This is a genomic window from Rhizobium sp. Leaf341 (assembly GCF_001424325.1).
Classification (GTDB): domain Bacteria; phylum Pseudomonadota; class Alphaproteobacteria; order Rhizobiales; family Rhizobiaceae; genus Ferranicluibacter.
In genome coordinates, this window is the sequence record NZ_LMPE01000011.1 from 393,468 (window position 1) to 410,742 (window position 17,275).

A 17,275-nucleotide genomic window follows, 5' to 3' on the forward strand; every position below is an offset into this window, starting at 1 on the left:
AAGGGTTGCGGCTTCGTTTGTTCTTTGCATATAAAACGCAAGGAGAGTGTGAGGAGAATCCTGGGTATGTCGGGAAATTCGAGCAACGGACCGTCGTCCGTCCGTGTGGTCCGCCGCGCTGCCTTTGGCGTTCTGAGGTCGGGCGATTGCGTATGAGCACCCGCATCATCCAGTTCGGAACGAGCCGGTTCCTGCAGGCGCATGTCGATCTCTTTGTCCACGAGGCGCGGGAGGCCGGCCAGGCCATCGGGCCCATCACCGTCGTCCAGGTGTCGGGCTCGACGGAACGGGCCGGTCGGGTTGCAGCCTTCGGCCAGCCACACGGATATCCCGTGATCATTCGGGGTCTTGACGCCGGCCGGAAGATCGAACGTCGCATCGCCGTGACCTCCGTCGATGGCGGTCTTTCCGCTCAGGCGGACTGGGAACGCCTGAAGGATCTCTTCGCCGCCGATGCAGCCTTCGTCGTTTCAAACACAGGTGACCGCGGTTACGACGTTTCGGCAGCGGATCGCGGCGCTATGCTCTTTTCCGGCGACGTGCCCGTCTCCTTCGTCGGCAAGCTCGCAGCCCTGTTGCATCATCGCTGGCTGTCGGACGGCGGCCCGCTGACCGTCCTCCCCTGCGAGCTCTTGAACCGCAATGGCGACATGCTGAGAGATGCGGTTCTTTCTCTCGCTGCCGGGGCTGGCGCAGACGATGGCTTCCGGACCTATGTCGAGGCGCGGGTTGTCTTTGCCAACACCCTCGTGGACCGCATCGTCTCCGAAGCGATCGAACCCGTCGGGGCGGTGGCCGAGCCCTATGCGCTCTGGGCGATCGAGGCCAGGCCCGGGCTTTCGCTCCCTTTCCGGCATCCCTCCGTCGTTCTGACGGACGATCTGGAACCGTACGAGCGGCTAAAGCTGCATATCTTGAACCTCGGCCATACCTATCTCGCGGACATCTGGCTACGCGAAGGCCGGGCACAGGACGAGACGGTTCGCGCTATCCTGCAGGACTCTGGCCTTCGCGAGCGCCTGCTTGCCGTCTACCGGCAGGAGGTCGTGCCGGGCTTTGCCGCACACGGCATGGCGGACGCAGCATCGGCTTACGTCGATGTTACGCTCGAGCGCTTCGACAATCCGTTTCTCGATCACCGCGTGGCCGATATCGCTCAGAATCACGGGGTGAAGATCGAGCGCCGCATCGCAGCCTTTCTCGCCTGGGTCGAACTTGCGGGCACCAGGCCGACTGCACCGACCCTTCGCAGCCTCGTTGCCGCGTCTGGCAACGGCACGATGACGACGGAAAGGTCAAAGACATGAGCTACACGTTCGACTTCGCCGCGCTGCTGCCATACTGGCCGGATTTTCTCTGGGGCGCGCTTCTCACCCTGCAGCTGTCGGCCGTCGCCACGGTTGCCGGCTTCATCGTCGGCACGCTCTGCGCCATCGGTCGCGCTGATGGATCGCCTGTCGTCCGGGGGATCGTGGCGGCCTATGTCGAGGTGATCCGCAATACGCCCCTGCTGGTCCAGGTCTTCATCATCTATTTCGGCATCGCGACGCTCGGCATCCGGGTCTCCGCCAATCACGCGGCCATGATTGCGCTCACCGTCAATGTCGGCGCCTATACCTGCGAAATCGTGCGGGCCGGTCTCCAGTCCATCCATCGCTCGCAGGTGGAGGCTGCCGAATGTCTCGGGCTTTCGCGTGCGCAGATCTACTGGCATGTCATCGTGCGTCCGGCGATCGAGCGGGTCTACCCCTCGCTCACCAGCCAGTACGTTCTGCTGATGCTGGCGTCGTCGATCACCTCGCAGATTTCCGCCGAGGAGCTGACGGCTGTCGCCAACCGGATCCAGTCCGGCACCTTCCGGGCGTTCGAGACCTATATTGTCGTCGGCATCATCTATCTCGTCTTGTCCTTCGTGATGCGCGGCGCCTTTACCGCCTTCGCCCAGGCAGCCTTCACCCGCCGGCGCAAGCTCGGCACGACCTTGTGAGGCGGCCCCTGTGATCACAACCCCTTCCTTCAGTCTCGTCCATTTCGAGTTCCTGGCCTGGGCGGCTCTCTGGACCCTCGGTCTCTCGGCCATCGCCTTCGTCGGCGGCGGGCTGCTCGGCTTCGGTGTCACGCTGGCCCGCATCGGCCCGTCCAAAACGCTGCGACGGGCGGCGAGCACCTATATTCAGATCGTTCAGGGCACGCCGCTGCTGATCCTCCTGTTCCTGATCTATTACGGCATCGCGATCTTCGCCGGCCCGGGCTTTCCCGCCATTCTTGCGGCCGGAGCCGGGCTGACGATCTACGCCTCGGGCTTCCTTGCCGAGATCTGGCGCGGCTGTATCGAGGCCGTGCCGAAAACGCAGTGGGAAGCCGCAGAATGCCTGGCACTGTCACGCTGGCAGCGCATGTCACGGGTGATCCTGCCGCAGGCCCTTCGCATCGCCACGCCGCCCACCGTCGGCTTCCTGGTGCAGATCGTGAAGAACACCTCGCTCGCCTCGGTCATCGGGTTCATCGAACTCGCCCAGGCCGGCAAACTCATCAACAACTCCATCTTCGAGCCGTTCACCGTCTTCATGGTGGTGGCAGCCTTCTACTTTGCGATCTGCTTCCCGTTGTCCGTCTGGAGCCGGAAGCTTGAAAGGAAGCTCAATGTCGCCGGTCGTTAAGCTCAGCAACGTTCACAAGTATTTCGGCGCCCTCAAGGTGCTGGAAGGCGTCTCCTTCGAGGTCGAACGCGGCGGTGTCGCAGCCGTGATCGGGCAGTCCGGATCGGGCAAGTCGACAGCCCTGCGCTGCATCAACGCTCTTGAAACCATCGAGGACGGCACGATCGAGGTGTGCGGCCACGCGGTGGCCGATCCGAAACTCGACCGCCGTGCGCTCCGCCGCGACGTCGGTATCGTGTTCCAGAGCTACAACCTGTTTCCGCATCTCACGGTCGAGCAGAACATCATGCTCGCGCCGACCTGCGTCAAATCGATGGGCAAGAAAGAAGCGCGCGAGCTTGCGCTGGACGTTCTGGCCCAGGTCGGACTGTCTGAAAAGGCCGAGCAATACCCCGAACAGCTCTCCGGCGGACAGCAGCAGCGCGTGGCGATCGCCCGATCGCTCGCCATGCAGCCGAAGCTGATGTTGTTCGATGAGGTCACATCCGCCCTCGATCCGCAGCTGACGGGTGAGGTTCTGAAAGTCATGGAGGACCTCGCGCGCGGGGGCATGACCATGATCCTCGTCACCCACGAGATGGCCTTTGCCCGTAAAGTCGCGAGCCAGGTCATCTACATGCACAAGGGCCAGGTCTGGGAAACCGGGCCGGGCGCCATGCTCGACGCGCCGAAGACGCCGGAGCTGGCGAGCTTCGTCGGCAGCGGCCTCTGACGCCAAGACACGAAACCTGCAGCGGTCCGGCCGGAACATTTGAGCGCCGATCATGGACCGCGTCACGCCCATCATCTCAACCGGGAGGAATGAACATGAAACGACGCACCCTGCTTGCCACCGTCTCCGCGGCGGCCCTTGCCCTCGTCATCGGAATGCCGATCCTTGGCGGATCGCATGCTATGGCCGACACGCTGGCCGACATCAAGGAGCGCGGCAAGATCCGCATCGCCGTGGATCTGGGGTCGCCGCCCTTCGGCATGACAGACGCGCAGATGCAGCCCACGGGCTCCGACATCGAAAGCGCGCGTCTGGTGGCTGAAGCGCTCGGCGTCGAGGTCGAACTTGTTCAGGTGACGGGCCCGAACCGCGTTCCCGCACTCCTCACCGGCCAGGCCGATATCGTCATGGCGTCCTTCAGCGTCAATGAAGAGCGCAAGAAGGTCATCGACTTCACCGATGCCTATGGCGTCATCCAGATCGTGGTGGCGGCCGGTTCCGGTGCGGGTGCGTCCGTGACGAAACCGGAAGATCTGAACGGCGTACAGGTCGGTACGACGCGCGGCTCGACCAACGATCTGGAAGCAACGGCAAAGCTGCCGGGTGCACAGCTGACCCGGTATGATGACGACGCGACGCTGGTGACCGCGCTCGTCTCCGGACAGGTGGATGTCATGGCGTCTTCGCCGCAGATCATGGCTGCCGTCAATCAGCGCCGCACGGCCGATCCCTTGTCGGTCAAGCTCGTGCTGAAGACCAATCCTTATGCGATCGGGTTGCGGAAAGGCGACGACGCGCTGAAGGCACGGCTGAACGAGGTCATTGCCGAAAACCTCAAGAACGGCAAGCTCAGCGAGATCTACAATCGCTATACGGGCGTGCCGCTGCCAGCGACCCTGCCCAAGACTTGAGCCCAGGGCCTGTGTCTACGTCGTAGACGATGCCATCGCGGGAGCCGGCATTTCCGGCTTCCGCACCGAGACGAGACTGCGAACGATCTGCTAAGGTGGTGTCATGAAAGCCCTGATCTGCAACGAGCCCGGCCGTCTTTCGGTCATCGATCGTCCCGTACCCGTGCCGGCGCCGGGCGAGGTTCTGGTCCGCATCCGACGCGTCGGCATCTGCGGCACGGATTACCACATCTTTCAGGGCAAGCACCCCTTCCTCGAATATCCCCGGGTCATGGGACATGAGCTGTCGGGCACGGTCGAGCGCGCACCCGAGGGCAGCGCGCTGAAGGCCGGAGAGGCGGTCTATATCGTGCCATATCTGTCGTGCGGGACCTGCCATGCCTGCCGCAAGGGCGTCTCGAACGCCTGCCAGAACATTGCTGTGCTCGGCGTCCATCGCGACGGCGGCATGGCGGAGTATCTCTGCGTGCCGGAAGGAAACGTGGTCTCGGCGGGTGGCGCCTCGCTCGACGCTGCGGCCACCATCGAATTCCTGGCCATCGGCGCGCACGGCGTGAAGCGGGGGAGCGTATCGGCGGAAGACCGTGTTCTCGTCGTCGGCTCCGGTCCGATCGGCATGTCTGCCATCATCTTCGCCAAGGCGCGAGGCGCGCATGTCACCGTGATGGATGTCCGCGAGGACCGTCTGGGCTTCACGCTCGACCGGCTGAGCGCCGATGCGATGATCATGGCCGACGCGTCGGCGGAAGCCGAAGCGTCGCGGATGACGGGCGGCGACTTTTTCGATGTCGTCATCGATGCGACCGGCAATGCCGCTGCCATGCAGCGCGGCTTCGGTTTCCTCGCGCATGCAGGGCGGTATGTGCTGGTCAGCGTCGTGCGCACGGACATCACCTTTTCGGACCCGGAGTTTCACAAGCGCGAAGCGACCCTTTTTGGCAGCCGCAATGCGCAGGCCGACGATTTCGCGGAGGTTGTCCGCCAAATGGCGGCTGGCCGCGTTCCGGTCGACGCCCTGATCACGCATCGCGGCGCTCTGGCCGACGGGCCGGAACTCTTTCCGCAATGGTTGCGCCCGGAAGCCGGCACCATCAAAGCCATCCTGGAGATCTGAATATGCCGACGCCCCGCATCCTGCGCCTCAACGATGCCGACAACGTGGTCATCGCCATCGACCGCGTTTCGAACGGCGACAGCCTTCAGAACGGCGTGACGGCGCGCAGCGCGGTGGGCAAGGGTCACAAGATCGCGCTTGTTCCGATTTCCGAAGGCGAGCCGATCCGCAAATTCGGACAGATCATCGGCTTTGCTTCCACGGCCATTGCCCCCGGAGACTGGGTGCACGAGCACAATGTTGCGGTTCACGATTTTGCCCGTGACTACGCCTTTGCCACGGAGGCACGCCCCGACGGCGGATTGCTTGCAGGGGAGGTCCCGGAAACGTTTCAGGGGTTCCGCCGCCCCGATGGCCGCGTAGGGACGCGCAACTATATCGGCGTTCTCTCCTCCGTGAACTGTTCCGCCACCGTCGCCGGTTTCATCGCCGAGGCGGTGGAGCGGTCGGGCATCCTGCGGGACTATCCAGAGATCGATGGCGTTATTCCCTTTACCCATGGTACGGGCTGCGGCATGGCGGCCAAGGGCGAGGGATACGATATCCTGGCCCGCACCCAATGGGGTTACGCCACCCATCCCAATCTCGCCGCCGTGCTGCTCGTCGGGCTCGGCTGCGAGGTCTTCCAGATTCCACGTCTGAAGCAGCAATACGGCATCGTCGAGGGCGATCATTTCCAGAGCCTCACGATCCAGGAGGCGGGCGGGACACGCCGCTCGATCGAGGCCGGCGTGGAACGTGTCCGCGCCCTTCTGCCGGTCGCCGCCAAGGCGCGTCGCGAAACGGTTGCAGCATCTGAAATCACGCTCGCCCTCCAATGCGGCGGCTCCGATGGCTATTCCGGGCTCACGGCAAATCCGGCGCTGGGCGCGGCGGTGGACCAACTCGTGCGGCAGGGTGGCACCGCCATCCTCTCCGAAACCCCCGAGATTTTCGGGGCCGAGCATCTGCTCACGCGACGGGCGGAGAACGAGGCGGTCGGCCAGAAGATCGTCGACCTGATCGACTGGTGGACGGACTATGCGGCGCGGGCAGGCGGCGAACTGAACAACAACCCGTCACCCGGCAACAAGGCGGGCGGGCTGACGACGATCCTTGAAAAGTCGCTCGGCGCCGTCGCCAAGGGCGGCACATCGACTCTGCGCGGCGTTTACGGATACGCGGAGCGCATCGACCGGAAGGGGTTCGTCTACATGGACACCCCCGGTTACGATCCGGTTGCGGCAACAGGGCAGGTGGCGGGTGGCGCCAATGTCATCGCCTTTACCACCGGCCGCGGTTCGGCCTATGGCTGCAAGCCGACGCCCTCGATCAAGCTCGCCACCAATTCCGATCTCTACCGCCGGATGGAAGAGGACATGGACATCAATTGCGGGGACGTGCTCGAAGGCGTCTCGATCGAGGAAAAGGGCCGCGAGATTTTCCAGACGGTCCTGCGCGTTGCCTCCGGCGAGCGTTCGAAGTCCGAAGAGCTGGGATATGGCGCAAACGAGTTTGTGCCCTGGCAGCTGGGCGCGACCATGTAGGATAAGGGCTCCAACGCTCGCCACGGATCGAACCGCGCGCGTCTTGGTCATTCATGCGGACAGCGCCGAGGCAGCCGCCGATTGACCGCCGGCGCCCTTCCGGATCAGCTCTGGGATCCCGGCCGCGTGCAGAACCTGATTTCGGCCGGACGACTTGGCGAGATAGAGCGCCTTGTCGGCGGCCGCAAACAGCTGCGCGAAACCCGTGTGCTGCGCAAATTCCGCCACCCCTGCCGACACGGTGACCGTCGTTTCGATATCGCCGAGCGCGATGGGGGTTCGGGCAATCCGGGCGACGGCGGCACCCGCGAGCGTCAGACGATCGGCCGGTCTGAGGCCGACAACGAGCACCGCGAATTCTTCGCCTCCGATCCGGGCAACAACATGGGGCGCATGGAAGCTGTCCCTCAGGGTGGCGGCCACCGACATGATCGCCCGATCCCCGGCGTCATGCCCGAAGCTGTCGTTCAAGGCTTTGAAGCGGTCGATGTCGAAAATGACAAGGGAGGCGTCACCGTCATGATGAGCATAGGCCTCGAGAAAGGCCCGTCGGTTGAGAAGGCCCGACAGCTGGTCGGTCCGGCTCAGCGCCTCGAAGCGAGCGCGGGAAATCGACAGATCGTGAATGGCAAGGCCGACGATATAGAGGACGGCAAAGATCAAAGGCGTGCCGAGCATGGTGGTGATCAGAACGCCGACGGTCGCCGCGGGCACGAGCGGGTAGGGAAGAAGGCCCAACCTGTCGAGAAACAGGTGCCCGACCACGTTGAGAATATCGCCGATAAACACGACCACCAGCGCGGTCCGCAGTGCAACCGAGAGCACATTGCGGCGCGACGTAAAGGTGTCGGTTGCGCAGAAGGCAAAGATCTGACGTTTCGCCCAGCCGATCATGGAGCGGGATCTCCTTTTCGCCCCACTCTAATCAGCATTCTCTAATAAATACCTCCCGGTGGGCCGTTCTTGCCGCATGAATCCCGGAATGAGACAGACTGCACGCCCAATCGTGCCGTTTTTCACGGAAGATCGTCGACATGGTTGAGACATTCCTAAAGCGGTCCTGCACGCGGTGCTCGTGCAGACAGCATCACGTCATCCGGTGCGTTCGGCCGGCATCATTTGGGCATCATCATTCGGGCACCATCATTCGGGCAGCATCTCGATCCGGGCCTCGGTTTCCGCATCGAAGACGTGAACATGTCGGGGCGCGATTCCGATCGATATCGGGTCCCCGACGGCAACGGGGCTGCGGCCGTTGGTCACGAGCACGATCTCGGGCTTGCTGGCCGTGGTGATGTAGCTGTTCGAGCCCGTGCTCTCGACCGCGGCAACCCGAAGCTTGATCGGGCCGGCGCCGGTCGGATCGATCTCCAGATGCTCCGGCCGCAAGCCTGCGGTCAGCGGCCGACCGGCGGCGATCGGGCGATCGAGGTCGAGCCTCTGGGTGTCGCCGAGATCGAGCATGAGCGACCGCCCGTCGTTGCCGGCGATCGCTGGAATGAAGTTCATCGCAGGCGACCCGATGAAACCGGCGACGAAGCGGTTGACGGGGCGATCATAGAGATCGAGCGGCGCGCCCTGCTGCTCGATAACGCCCTGACGCATGACGACGACATGGTCGGCCATCGTCATCGCCTCGATCTGATCGTGCGTGACGTAGACCGAGGTGGCGCCCAGTCGGTCGTGCAGCGCACGGATCTCCTTGCGCATATGGACGCGCAAGGCTGCATCGAGGTTGGAGAGCGGTTCGTCGAAAAGAAACGCCTTGGGGTGACGGATGATGGCGCGGCTCATGGCGACGCGCTGTCGCTGTCCGCCGGACAGTTCGCGCGGATAGCGTCCCATAAGACCGGAAAGGCCGGTCGTTGCCGCAACCTCTTCGGCCGCCTTGTTCGCCTCCGCCTTTTTCACCCCGCGGATCCGCAGGCTGTAGGTCAGGTTCTCCTTCACCGTCATGTGCGGGTAGAGCGCGTAGGACTGGAACACCATCGCGAGGTCCCGCTTGCGCGGCGGCACATTGGTCATCCGCTCGCCGGCGATGACGAGATCGCCGCTGGTAATGCTCTCGAGGCCCGCCATGGAGCGCAGCAGCGTAGACTTGCCACAGCCGGACGGGCCGACGAGCGCAACGAACGTGCCCTTGGCGATCCGCAGGTCGATGTTCCGCAGGGCGTGATAAGCGCCGTAATGCTTGTTAACGCTGGTCAACTCTATCTGCAGATCGGACTGGTTGCTCATTTGAGGGCTCCCGAGGTGAGGCCGGAGACGATACGGCGCTGAAGCAGGACGAAAATGGCCAGGATCGGCGTCACATACATGGAGGCATAGGCCAGGATGTTGTTCCACTCGTTGGTGTTCGGACCCATGAAGGAATTCAGCCCGACGCTGGCGGGCTGCAGCTCGATATTCTGGATCATCGACTTGGAATAGACGAACTCGCCGAAGGCCTGCATGAAGATAAGGATGCCGCTGACGAGAATGCCGTTGCGGGCGAGCGGCAGGACAATGTTGAAGAACGCCCCGATCCGCGAATTGCCGTCCACGAGGGCCGCTTCCTCGAGTTCCATCGGCACGCTCATGAAGGTCGACCGCACCAGCACCACATAAAACGGCATGCTCTTGGCCGCGATCGCGATGATGACGGCGGTGCGCGGGGTATAAAGAAGACCCAGCTGGGAGAAGCCGACGAAGATCGGCGTGATCAGGAGCGACGCCGGCAGGACCTGCAGCATGAGGATCAGGAACAGGCCGAGATCGACCCAGCGGTTGCGATAGCGGGCAAGCACATAGGCACAGCCGGTGCCGAGAAGGACGATCAGCGCGACGGAGCCCGCGGCGATCACCAGCGAGTTCCACATGTAGCGCCCCATGTCCCGGGTTTCCCAGACATAGCTGTAGACGCTCCACTGGGGATCGACCGGAAACAGGCCCGGCGGTGTCGCAAACATCGCCGATCCGCTTTTCAGCGACGTCACGTACATCCAGTAGAGCGGAAAGAGATAGATGGCAGCCAGAAGACAGGCGATGGCCAGCATCAGACGGTGTTTCGACGCTTCGCTCATCCGCGCACCTCGTGCCGAGTGGATCTGACATAGACGATCGAGGCAATCATCACGAAGACGATCATGACCACCGAAATGGTCGCGCCTTGCGCAAAGTCGTATTGCCGGAACGACAGATCCCAGGCCCAGTACTGGGTCACGTTGGAGGCGTTGTTCGGCCCGCCGGAGGTGATGGCCGCAAACAGGTCGAATTGCTGCAGCGTGAAGATCAGCCCCAGCGAAATGACGGCGCCGATGGTCGAACGCATCATCGGCACGGTGATCGTCGCAAACCGCTGGAAGGCATTGGCCCCATCGAGCTCGGCGGCTTCGAACAGATCCTTTGGAATGGCGGAGAGGCCGACCGACAGAAGGATCATGTTGAACGAGGTGCCGAGCCAGATGTTGGCAATGATGACGGCCCAGAGCGCGTAGGTCGGATCGGAACGCCAGAAGATGTTGCTGTCGATGATGCCGAGCGTGTGCAGCAGATAGTTGAGCACGCCGAAATCGCCGGAGAGGATCCAGTTCCAGATGGCGCCCACCACGAGACCCGGCATGACCCAGGACACGAGAAACAGGCCGCGCAGCCAGGAAGCACCGGGGAAATTCGTCCAGAAGAACAGCGCGAGAGAAAAGCCGACGATGAACTGGCCGGCGATCGAGGCAACGACGAAGATCGCGGTGTTCTTGAAGATCGGCCACGTCTCCGGCTGCGAAAACAGCGTCACATAGTTCTTGAAGCCGACGAAGGGCCGCGCAAAGGTGCCGAGACTGAACATGTCGACTTCCTGGAAGCTCATCACCACGTTGTAGACCAGGGGCAGACCTGCCATGACGAACAGGAACGCGAAGGGAAAGACGATCAAGGCGACATCGAAGCCTTTTCCGTCCGCCAGGCTGGAGAAGAGGCGTTTCATCATCGCTCCCATCAGAGCTGTTCCGGACGAAAGCGCGCGGTCGCGGCGATCATGCGTCGGATCTGGGTTGAACAGGATGCAGGCGGTGCTTGAACACGGCACCGGAGGAGGCACGCGGCCCCTGGCCGCCCTTGGCGCTCCTCCGGTTCCATGCTCTCCGGGAGGAAGCCCGTTTAACCGAGAACCGACTTGATCTTCGCCGCGGCCTGATCGAGCGCATCCTGCGCACTCATCTGCCCGGTCAGCGCAGCCTGGATGGCATCCTGGATGGCCTTGGAGATCTTCGGCCATTCCGGGTGAGGCCCGCGCGGCTTGGCGTATTTCAGCTGTTCGACGAACACCTTCAGCGCCGCATCCTTCTTCTCGTTGCCGGTCGGGGGAATGGCGATATCGGAGCGGGCGGGCAGCTGGCCGAAGTCCTTGAACATCCGGTCGTCCTGCGAGGCGAAGTATTCGAGCACCTTGAAGGCTTCGTCCGGGTGCTGCGTGGTGGAGAAGATCGACCAGTTGAAATCGCCCATCGCGGACGAGCGCTCGGCGCCCGCTTCCGGCACCGGCAGGAGCGTCACGGCCCAGTCGAACTTGGCTTCGGCGCTCATCCGGTCGAGTTCCCACGGACCGGAGATGACCATCGCGGCGTTTCCGGAGTTGAAGGTGCCGGCAGAATCCCACTGGCCGCGCGTCAGCGTATCGGGCGAGGCCAGTTTCTCGTCCATGATGGTCTTCCAGGTGTCGAGCGCCTTCACCGCGCCCGGCGCGTTGATCGCCTGGTATGATGCGCCGCCCATCTGCGCCCAGGGCAGAAACTGGAACGTGCCTTCCTCGCTGGCCTTTGCCGAGAAGGCGAGGCCGTAGACATTTTTAGAAGGATCGTTGAGCTTGCGGGCGGCGTCCAGCAATTCCGCCCATGTCTGCGGCGGCTTGTCGGGATCGAGACCCTTCGCCTTGAACATGTCCTTGTTGTAGTAGAGCGCGATCGTGTTCGTGGCCTTCGGAATGCCGAAATACTTTCCATCCCACATGACGGAGGCAAGCGGGCCCGGGAAGTAGTTCGTCGTCTTCACCACGCTCGAGGCCGCGATCTTGTCGCTCAGGTCGAGAAAGGCGCCGCGCGACGAAAACAGCGCATGCTCCGGATTGTCGATGGCAATGATATCCGGCGCCTGGCCGGTGGAGTAGGCGCGCATGGCCTCGCTGACCACGTCGTCGAACTGGATCTGGCGATATTCCACCGTGATGCCGTTCTTCAGCGCGTTGAAATCCTTGATGAGATTGGGCGCCGGCTGGATGTCGCGGTCGAGCGACCAGACGGTGATCTTGACGTCTTCGGCGTGCGCGACGGTTACGAACGGGGATGCGGTGGCCAGCGCGAGAGCACCGGCTGCAAGCCAAGTCTTCATGGTCATGTTCTCCTCCTTGTTGCGGGTCTTCCTCCGGGCGCCAACCTCCATGGCGCCCGGCCGTTCACTGCGGGTCGACGACGAACGTTCCGCCCCGGCATGTCTTGAGATAGTTCAGGCCGTGCACCTGCCCCGTCATCTCCAGGGCATCGCGATAGACGGGATCGTGCCAGCCCTCGATGTCGATCGAGCCGGACCAGCCGGCAAGGCGCAGTTCCGAGATGATGTCGGTCCAGTTGCTGTCGCCGAAGCCCGGCGTGCGCATGAAGACGAACTTTTCCTTGCCGAAGATCCCGTGTTCGCGAATGACGTCCCATCGGATCGTCGCGTCCTTGCCGTGAACATGGAAGATCTTGGGCGCCCATTTGCGGATCTGCGGCAGCGGGTCGATCAGGTAGACCATCTGGTGGCAGGGCTCCCATTCGAGCCCGATATTGTCGTCCGGCGTCTCGTTGAACATCAGTTCCCAGGCATCCGGATTGTGGGCGATGTTCCAGTCGCCGGTCTGCCAGTTTCCGTCCATCGCGCAGTTCTCGAACGCAATCTTCACGCCCTTGTCGGCGGCACGGCGGGCAAGCTCGCTCCAGATCTGCCGGTAGCGCGGCAGGCTTTCCGGCAGTGGCGTGTTGCGGACACGGCCAGTAAAGCCGGCGACACAGGTTGCGCCGAAGTGGTGGGCATTGTCGATGCAGTCTTTCCAGCCCTGCAGCGTCTGCAGATCGAGGTCCTGCTCCTCGAGCGGGTTGCCGAACATGCCGATGGTGGAGATCGTGATGTCGCGATCAGCGATCGCCTCGCGGCAACGCTTGCCAAGGTCTGCCAGATCCTGCCCGTTGGTGGTCTGCCAGAAGAACGGTTCGAAGCTTTCAAAGCCGAGGTCGGCGATCTGACCGATGCGGGTCGCTGCCTGTCCGGCGCTCGCACTGATCATAGTGCCGATGCGGATGGAATTTGCGGGGGTGTTCACAGCATGTGTCCTTCTGCTGAAAGATCGACGGCAAGGCCGGTTCGAGCGCTCTCGATGGCGCCGAACACCATGGAAAGGCTCTTGATGTTGTCGTGGCCGATCGTTTCCGGCTCGCCGCCGGTTTCGATCGCGTGCAGGAAATCGAGGAGGACGCTGGCATGTCCCTGGGTCTGCGCCGCGTTGTCAGTCTCCGGCATTGCCAGTTCGCGGGCGCCGTGCAGGAGCCCGGGCTCGTCGCCGGAAACGGTCACCTCGAAAGCGCTTTCGCCGTCCCAGGTCATCATGCCTTTCGATCCGACCAGCCGCCACGCGCTCTCCCAGCTCGTCCGCCGGCCTTCCGCGCACCAGGAGCCGCGATAGGTGAAGACGGCATCGTCCGACAGCTTGAAGATGGCATTGGCCGCGGCCCCGTGCGCATACCAGGACCCCGCAGGGTTGGTTTCGACGCAATAGACCGAGAGAGGCACCTTGCCGGACACGAAGCGGGCGGCATCGAATGTATGGATCGCCATGTCGAGCAGCAGCACGTTCTGCATCGCGTCGCGAAAGCCGCCGAAATGCGGCGCAAGGAAGAAATCGCAATGGACCGCGGTCAACGCACCGATCGCGCCGCTTTCCACCAGGTGCCGCATGCGCCGAACGCCGGCGATGAAGCGGCGGTTTTGAACGACCGCGTGGATCCGACCGGCCTGCCTGGCAAGTTCCAACAGCGCGCGGGCCTCCTCCAGGGATGTCGCCATCGGCTTTTCGCTGAGCACATGGCATCCGTGCGCAAGAGCTGCCGAAACGACCGCACGGCGGGCGGCAGGAATGACGACGTCAAAGACGATCTGCGGCTGCGTCGACTCCAGCATTGCAGACACGTCTGTTCCGATGGCCGCGTTGCCGAGCCCGAATTCCTGCGCCAGCGCTTCCGCGGTCGTGCGATCGAGGTCGACGAGGCCCACGACCTCAATGCGGCTCCTGAGAAGCGGGTCTGCCGCGAGCGCCCTGAGCCAGCCTTTGGCCATAGCTCCGCACCCGCATAAAACGGCCTTGTATGCTGTCACTGAAGTCCTCCCGACGGGATCGAAACTCCTCTTCCGATCTCCGTAAACGTTTACGAGACTATGGACAGAAGGGGGATCGTGTCAATAGGATTTGTCGAGCAAGAAGGATGGGCATCGGTGGTGGTGAAGGGCATACGGCAGCTGGCCGATCATCTAGACATCTCGATCGGCACGGTTTCGCGGGCGTTGAACGGAAAGAAGGACGTCAACGAAGACACCCGGCGACGGGTTCTCGAGGCGGCCGAACGGCTCGGCTACGTCGCCAACCAGTCCGGCCGCGCATTGCGGAAAGGATCGACCGGCGTCATCGGTTTCATGATGCAGACAGGTCACGAGATCACCGGGCAGGGCGATACCTTCTTCATGAGCGTGTTCGACGGCGTGCAGACGGTGTTTGCCCGTCATGGGCTGGATCTTGTCGCGCTGCTCTGCTCCTCGGAGGAAGATCCGGATGCCTATCTCGAACGCGTGGTCGCGCGCGGCTTTGCCGATGGCATCATGTTGTCGGCGACGCGTCGGGTCGACGAACGTTTCGCTTTGCTCGACCGCCGCAAGATCCCCTTCGTGTCCCTCGGCCGCAGTCTGACCGATGTCGGCCAGCCCTTCATCGACCTCGACTTCGAAGGCATGGCCACGACCGCAATGACGCGGCTGGTCGAGCGTGGCCACCGCCGCATCGCCGTGCTGCGTCCCCACGACGACCTCAATCTCGGCCATGTGTTCCTGGGCGCCTGCCGCCTGGTGCTGGCGGAACACGGGCTGACGCTGGAGGATGATCTGATCTTTGACGCGTCGCCCAATGAAGCAGGGGGCTATCGTGTCGGCCAGGGCCTCGCACACCATCCCGATCGCCCATCGGCCATCGTCGTGCTGAACGACGGCAGCGTCACCGGCCTGTTTCATGGCCTTGAAGCCGCCGGCCTGACGCCCGGCAAGGACATTGCCGTGATCGGTCTACACAGTCCGCAGGCGCGCTATCTCTCTCCGCGGCTGACCTGTTTTGACCTGTCGCTGCGCGATCTCGGAATTTCTCTCGCCGAAACCCTCCTCGCCAGCATGCCGGCCTACGCGTCCCTTTATCCCAACGCCGCGCATCGCCAGCTCTGGCCGATGACACTGATCGACGGCGATAGCGGTTGATGACGCCGGGCGCACCGGCCGCGCACGGACCCGCGCAGACCGCAACGATTCATTATATCTTTTTCTTGTAATATAGCGACCTCTAATCATGCAGTGTTGGGAAGGTATGGCATGTTTAAAAGCGCGAAACAGAAACGGATAGAGGAACTTGAGACAGAGCTGCGTGCCGTTCGCGAGCGATCGGATCTGCTGGATGAGGCGTGCGGCGTCGGGCTCTGGGAAGGCATACTGTACAATGGCGACGCGCTGGATGCGCGCAGCAGATGGACGTGGTCGCCACACTTTCGCCGACTGCTCGGATATACCGATGCCCAGTCGTTTCCGGACGTTGTCCAGTCATGGGCCGACAGACTTCACCCGGACGATGTCGCGCCGACCTTCGCTGCTTTCGGAAACCATCTTGAAGACAAGACCGACCAGACGCGATACCGGATTCAGTACAGGCTGAAACTGCGCGATGGCTCGTATGAATGGTTCAGAGCCACCGGCGGATGCGCGCACCAGGCCGACGGCGTAACGATCAGGGCCTGCGGTTCTCTCATCAACATCCATCAAGAGGTTCTCCTGAAGGAGGAAATGGAACGGGAAGGGGAGAGCGACCGGGCGACCATCCAGGAACTGGCCAACGGGTTGTCAGCCCTTTCGCAAGGAAAGCTGATACACAGGATCTCCGCGGAATTTACGCCAAAGGCGGCCCACCTCCGGACGGACTTCAACGAGACCGCCAGCAAGATCCATGACGCGCTGTCTTCGGTTTCGGGTGCGACATCGGTCATCCGCTCCGGATTGAGCGAGATCAGTGCCGGCTCGGACGATCTGTCGAGACGCACTGAACAACAGGCCGCATCGCTGGAGGAAACAGCGGCAGCGCTCGATCAGATCACGGCCAATGTCATGAACTCATCGAAACGCGCGGACGAAGCCCGAACCGTCGCCGTCCAGGCCAACAGCAGCGCCGAGAAATCCGACCAGGTGGTCGCAAGCGCTGTCGACGCCATGCACCGGATCGAGCAGTCATCGAACGAGATATCGAACATCATCGGCGTTATCGACGAGATCGCCTTCCAGACGAACCTTCTGGCCCTGAACGCCGGCGTGGAGGCTGCGCGCGCCGGAGAAGCGGGCAAGGGCTTCGCGGTCGTCGCCCAGGAAGTGCGGGAACTTGCCCAGCGCTCCGCCAAGGCCGCCAAGGAGATCAAGGAATTGATCCGCAACTCGGCCGTCGAGGTTCAAAGTGGCGTGAAGCTGGTCAGCGAAACCGGGAACGCTCTCAAGAGCATTCAGGCCTACATCGTCACCGTGAACCAGCACATGGACGCCATCGCAACCTCGGCCCGCGAACAGTCCGTGGGACTTGCCGAGGTGAACAAGGCAGTCAATCAGATGGATCAGGTCACCCAACAGAATGCTGCCATGGTCGAGGAAAGCAATGCGGCATGCGCAACTCTTGCTGCGGAAGCCAGCCGACTGGGCGACCTGATCGCACAGTTCCAGCTCGATGCGCCGTCGCGCACATCATCCGCCGCATCCCGTGCCACCTCCGACATCCGGCAGATGACCGGCCGGATCGAAAGAGCCTTTGCCGTCAACGCAGCCTGAGGCATGTCGCGAGATGGCGTTCTGGCACCCGGCATGTGGATGGCAACCGCCGTTCACATGCCGGGCATTCGGCGGAACGTTCCCGGATACGTGCGCAGTGGCTCCTGCCAGCCGCCGCTCGCCCGACCGGCGATCTTTGTTCCATAATGTTGATTATCTGATCGATGCGTTTCGCCGGGGCAGATTCCATTTTCAAATGCAACGAGGACAATAATGGCCATGGTTTCAGGAGGATG

General features: G+C 62.8%; 17 protein-coding genes. 9 read left to right on the top strand and 8 right to left on the bottom strand.

Translation table 11 applies throughout. The features are described from left to right. Window positions 1–152 precede the first annotated feature (152 nt). From ASG03_RS12920 to ASG03_RS12950, 7 genes are all read left to right on the top strand, one after another. The gene (locus ASG03_RS12920) at window positions 153–1,307 is read left to right on the top strand and encodes a D-mannonate oxidoreductase (protein WP_062693834.1); all 1,155 of its coding nucleotides are present in this window, start codon (window positions 153–155) and stop codon (window positions 1,305–1,307) included. Continuing rightward, a complete protein-coding gene (locus ASG03_RS12925) occupies window positions 1,304–1,987 on the top strand; it encodes an amino acid ABC transporter permease (RefSeq protein WP_062693835.1) in 684 nt (227 codons plus the stop codon). The genes ASG03_RS12920 and ASG03_RS12925 overlap by 4 nt, the downstream gene beginning before the upstream one ends. A gap of 10 nt (window positions 1,988–1,997) precedes the next feature. Beyond that, the gene (locus tag ASG03_RS12930; protein ID WP_244475241.1) at window positions 1,998–2,660 is read left to right on the top strand and encodes an amino acid ABC transporter permease; all 663 of its coding nucleotides are present in this window, start codon (window positions 1,998–2,000) and stop codon (window positions 2,658–2,660) included. After that, window positions 2,644–3,372 (top strand): amino acid ABC transporter ATP-binding protein, encoded by a 729-nt coding sequence (locus tag ASG03_RS12935; RefSeq protein WP_062472788.1) that lies wholly within the window; start codon window positions 2,644–2,646, stop codon window positions 3,370–3,372. Before ASG03_RS12930 ends, ASG03_RS12935 begins: the two co-directional genes overlap by 17 nt. A 95-nt stretch (window positions 3,373–3,467) precedes the next feature. Continuing rightward, window positions 3,468–4,283, top strand: a complete 816-nt coding sequence (locus tag ASG03_RS12940) for a transporter substrate-binding domain-containing protein (RefSeq protein WP_082475735.1) — start codon at window positions 3,468–3,470, stop codon at window positions 4,281–4,283. A 103-nt stretch (window positions 4,284–4,386) separates the two neighbouring features. Further along, window positions 4,387–5,397: a zinc-binding alcohol dehydrogenase family protein gene (locus tag ASG03_RS12945; protein ID WP_062693836.1), complete on the top strand. Its 1,011-nt coding sequence runs from the start codon at window positions 4,387–4,389 to the stop codon at window positions 5,395–5,397. A gap of 2 nt (window positions 5,398–5,399) precedes the next feature. Further along, window positions 5,400–6,923 (top strand): UxaA family hydrolase, encoded by a 1,524-nt coding sequence (locus ASG03_RS12950; RefSeq protein ID WP_062693837.1) that lies wholly within the window; start codon window positions 5,400–5,402, stop codon window positions 6,921–6,923. Window positions 6,924–6,974: 51 nt separating this feature from the next. Here ASG03_RS12950 and ASG03_RS12955 read toward each other — a convergent pair whose 3' ends face one another. The 7 genes from ASG03_RS12955 to ASG03_RS12985 form a co-directional block, all read right to left on the bottom strand. Further along, complete coding sequence (locus ASG03_RS12955; RefSeq protein WP_062693838.1) at window positions 6,975–7,817, bottom strand: GGDEF domain-containing protein; 843 nt, start codon at window positions 7,815–7,817, stop codon at window positions 6,975–6,977. Window positions 7,818–8,066: 249 nt separating this feature from the next. Continuing rightward, on the bottom strand, window positions 8,067–9,161 hold the full coding sequence (locus ASG03_RS12960; protein ID WP_062693839.1) for an ABC transporter ATP-binding protein: 1,095 nt from the start codon (window positions 9,159–9,161) through the stop codon (window positions 8,067–8,069). Next, window positions 9,158–9,985, bottom strand: a complete 828-nt coding sequence (locus ASG03_RS12965) for a carbohydrate ABC transporter permease (protein ID WP_062472775.1) — start codon at window positions 9,983–9,985, stop codon at window positions 9,158–9,160. Before ASG03_RS12965 ends, ASG03_RS12960 begins: the two co-directional genes overlap by 4 nt. Then, window positions 9,982–10,884, bottom strand: coding sequence for a carbohydrate ABC transporter permease (locus tag ASG03_RS12970; RefSeq protein ID WP_062693880.1), 903 nt, complete (start codon window positions 10,882–10,884; stop codon window positions 9,982–9,984). Before ASG03_RS12970 ends, ASG03_RS12965 begins: the two co-directional genes overlap by 4 nt. A gap of 173 nt (window positions 10,885–11,057) precedes the next feature. After that, window positions 11,058–12,290 carry an ABC transporter substrate-binding protein gene (locus ASG03_RS12975; RefSeq protein WP_062693881.1) on the bottom strand — a complete coding sequence of 411 codons (1,233 nt, stop codon included), beginning with the start codon at window positions 12,288–12,290 and terminating at the stop codon, window positions 11,058–11,060. Window positions 12,291–12,348: 58 nt separating this feature from the next. Continuing rightward, entirely contained in the window at window positions 12,349–13,251 is a 903-nt protein-coding gene (locus tag ASG03_RS12980; RefSeq protein ID WP_062693840.1) for a sugar phosphate isomerase/epimerase family protein, read from the bottom strand. Beyond that, window positions 13,248–14,300: a Gfo/Idh/MocA family protein gene (locus tag ASG03_RS12985; RefSeq protein ID WP_274533652.1), complete on the bottom strand. Its 1,053-nt coding sequence runs from the start codon at window positions 14,298–14,300 to the stop codon at window positions 13,248–13,250. The genes ASG03_RS12980 and ASG03_RS12985 overlap by 4 nt, the downstream gene beginning before the upstream one ends. Before the next feature lie 123 nt (window positions 14,301–14,423). On the opposite strand from ASG03_RS12985, the gene ASG03_RS12990 reads away from it, so the two are divergent. Continuing rightward, a complete protein-coding gene (locus ASG03_RS12990) occupies window positions 14,424–15,440 on the top strand; it encodes a LacI family DNA-binding transcriptional regulator (RefSeq protein ID WP_062693882.1) in 1,017 nt (338 codons plus the stop codon). A gap of 111 nt (window positions 15,441–15,551) precedes the next feature. Further along, window positions 15,552–17,039: a methyl-accepting chemotaxis protein gene (locus ASG03_RS21045; protein WP_082475728.1), complete on the top strand. Its 1,488-nt coding sequence runs from the start codon at window positions 15,552–15,554 to the stop codon at window positions 17,037–17,039. A 53-nt stretch (window positions 17,040–17,092) separates the two neighbouring features. On the opposite strand, the gene ASG03_RS21865 is transcribed toward ASG03_RS21045, so the two are convergent. Further along, a partial coding sequence (locus ASG03_RS21865; RefSeq protein WP_210168548.1) for a hypothetical protein occupies window positions 17,093–17,275 on the bottom strand: 183 nt, incomplete at its 5' end.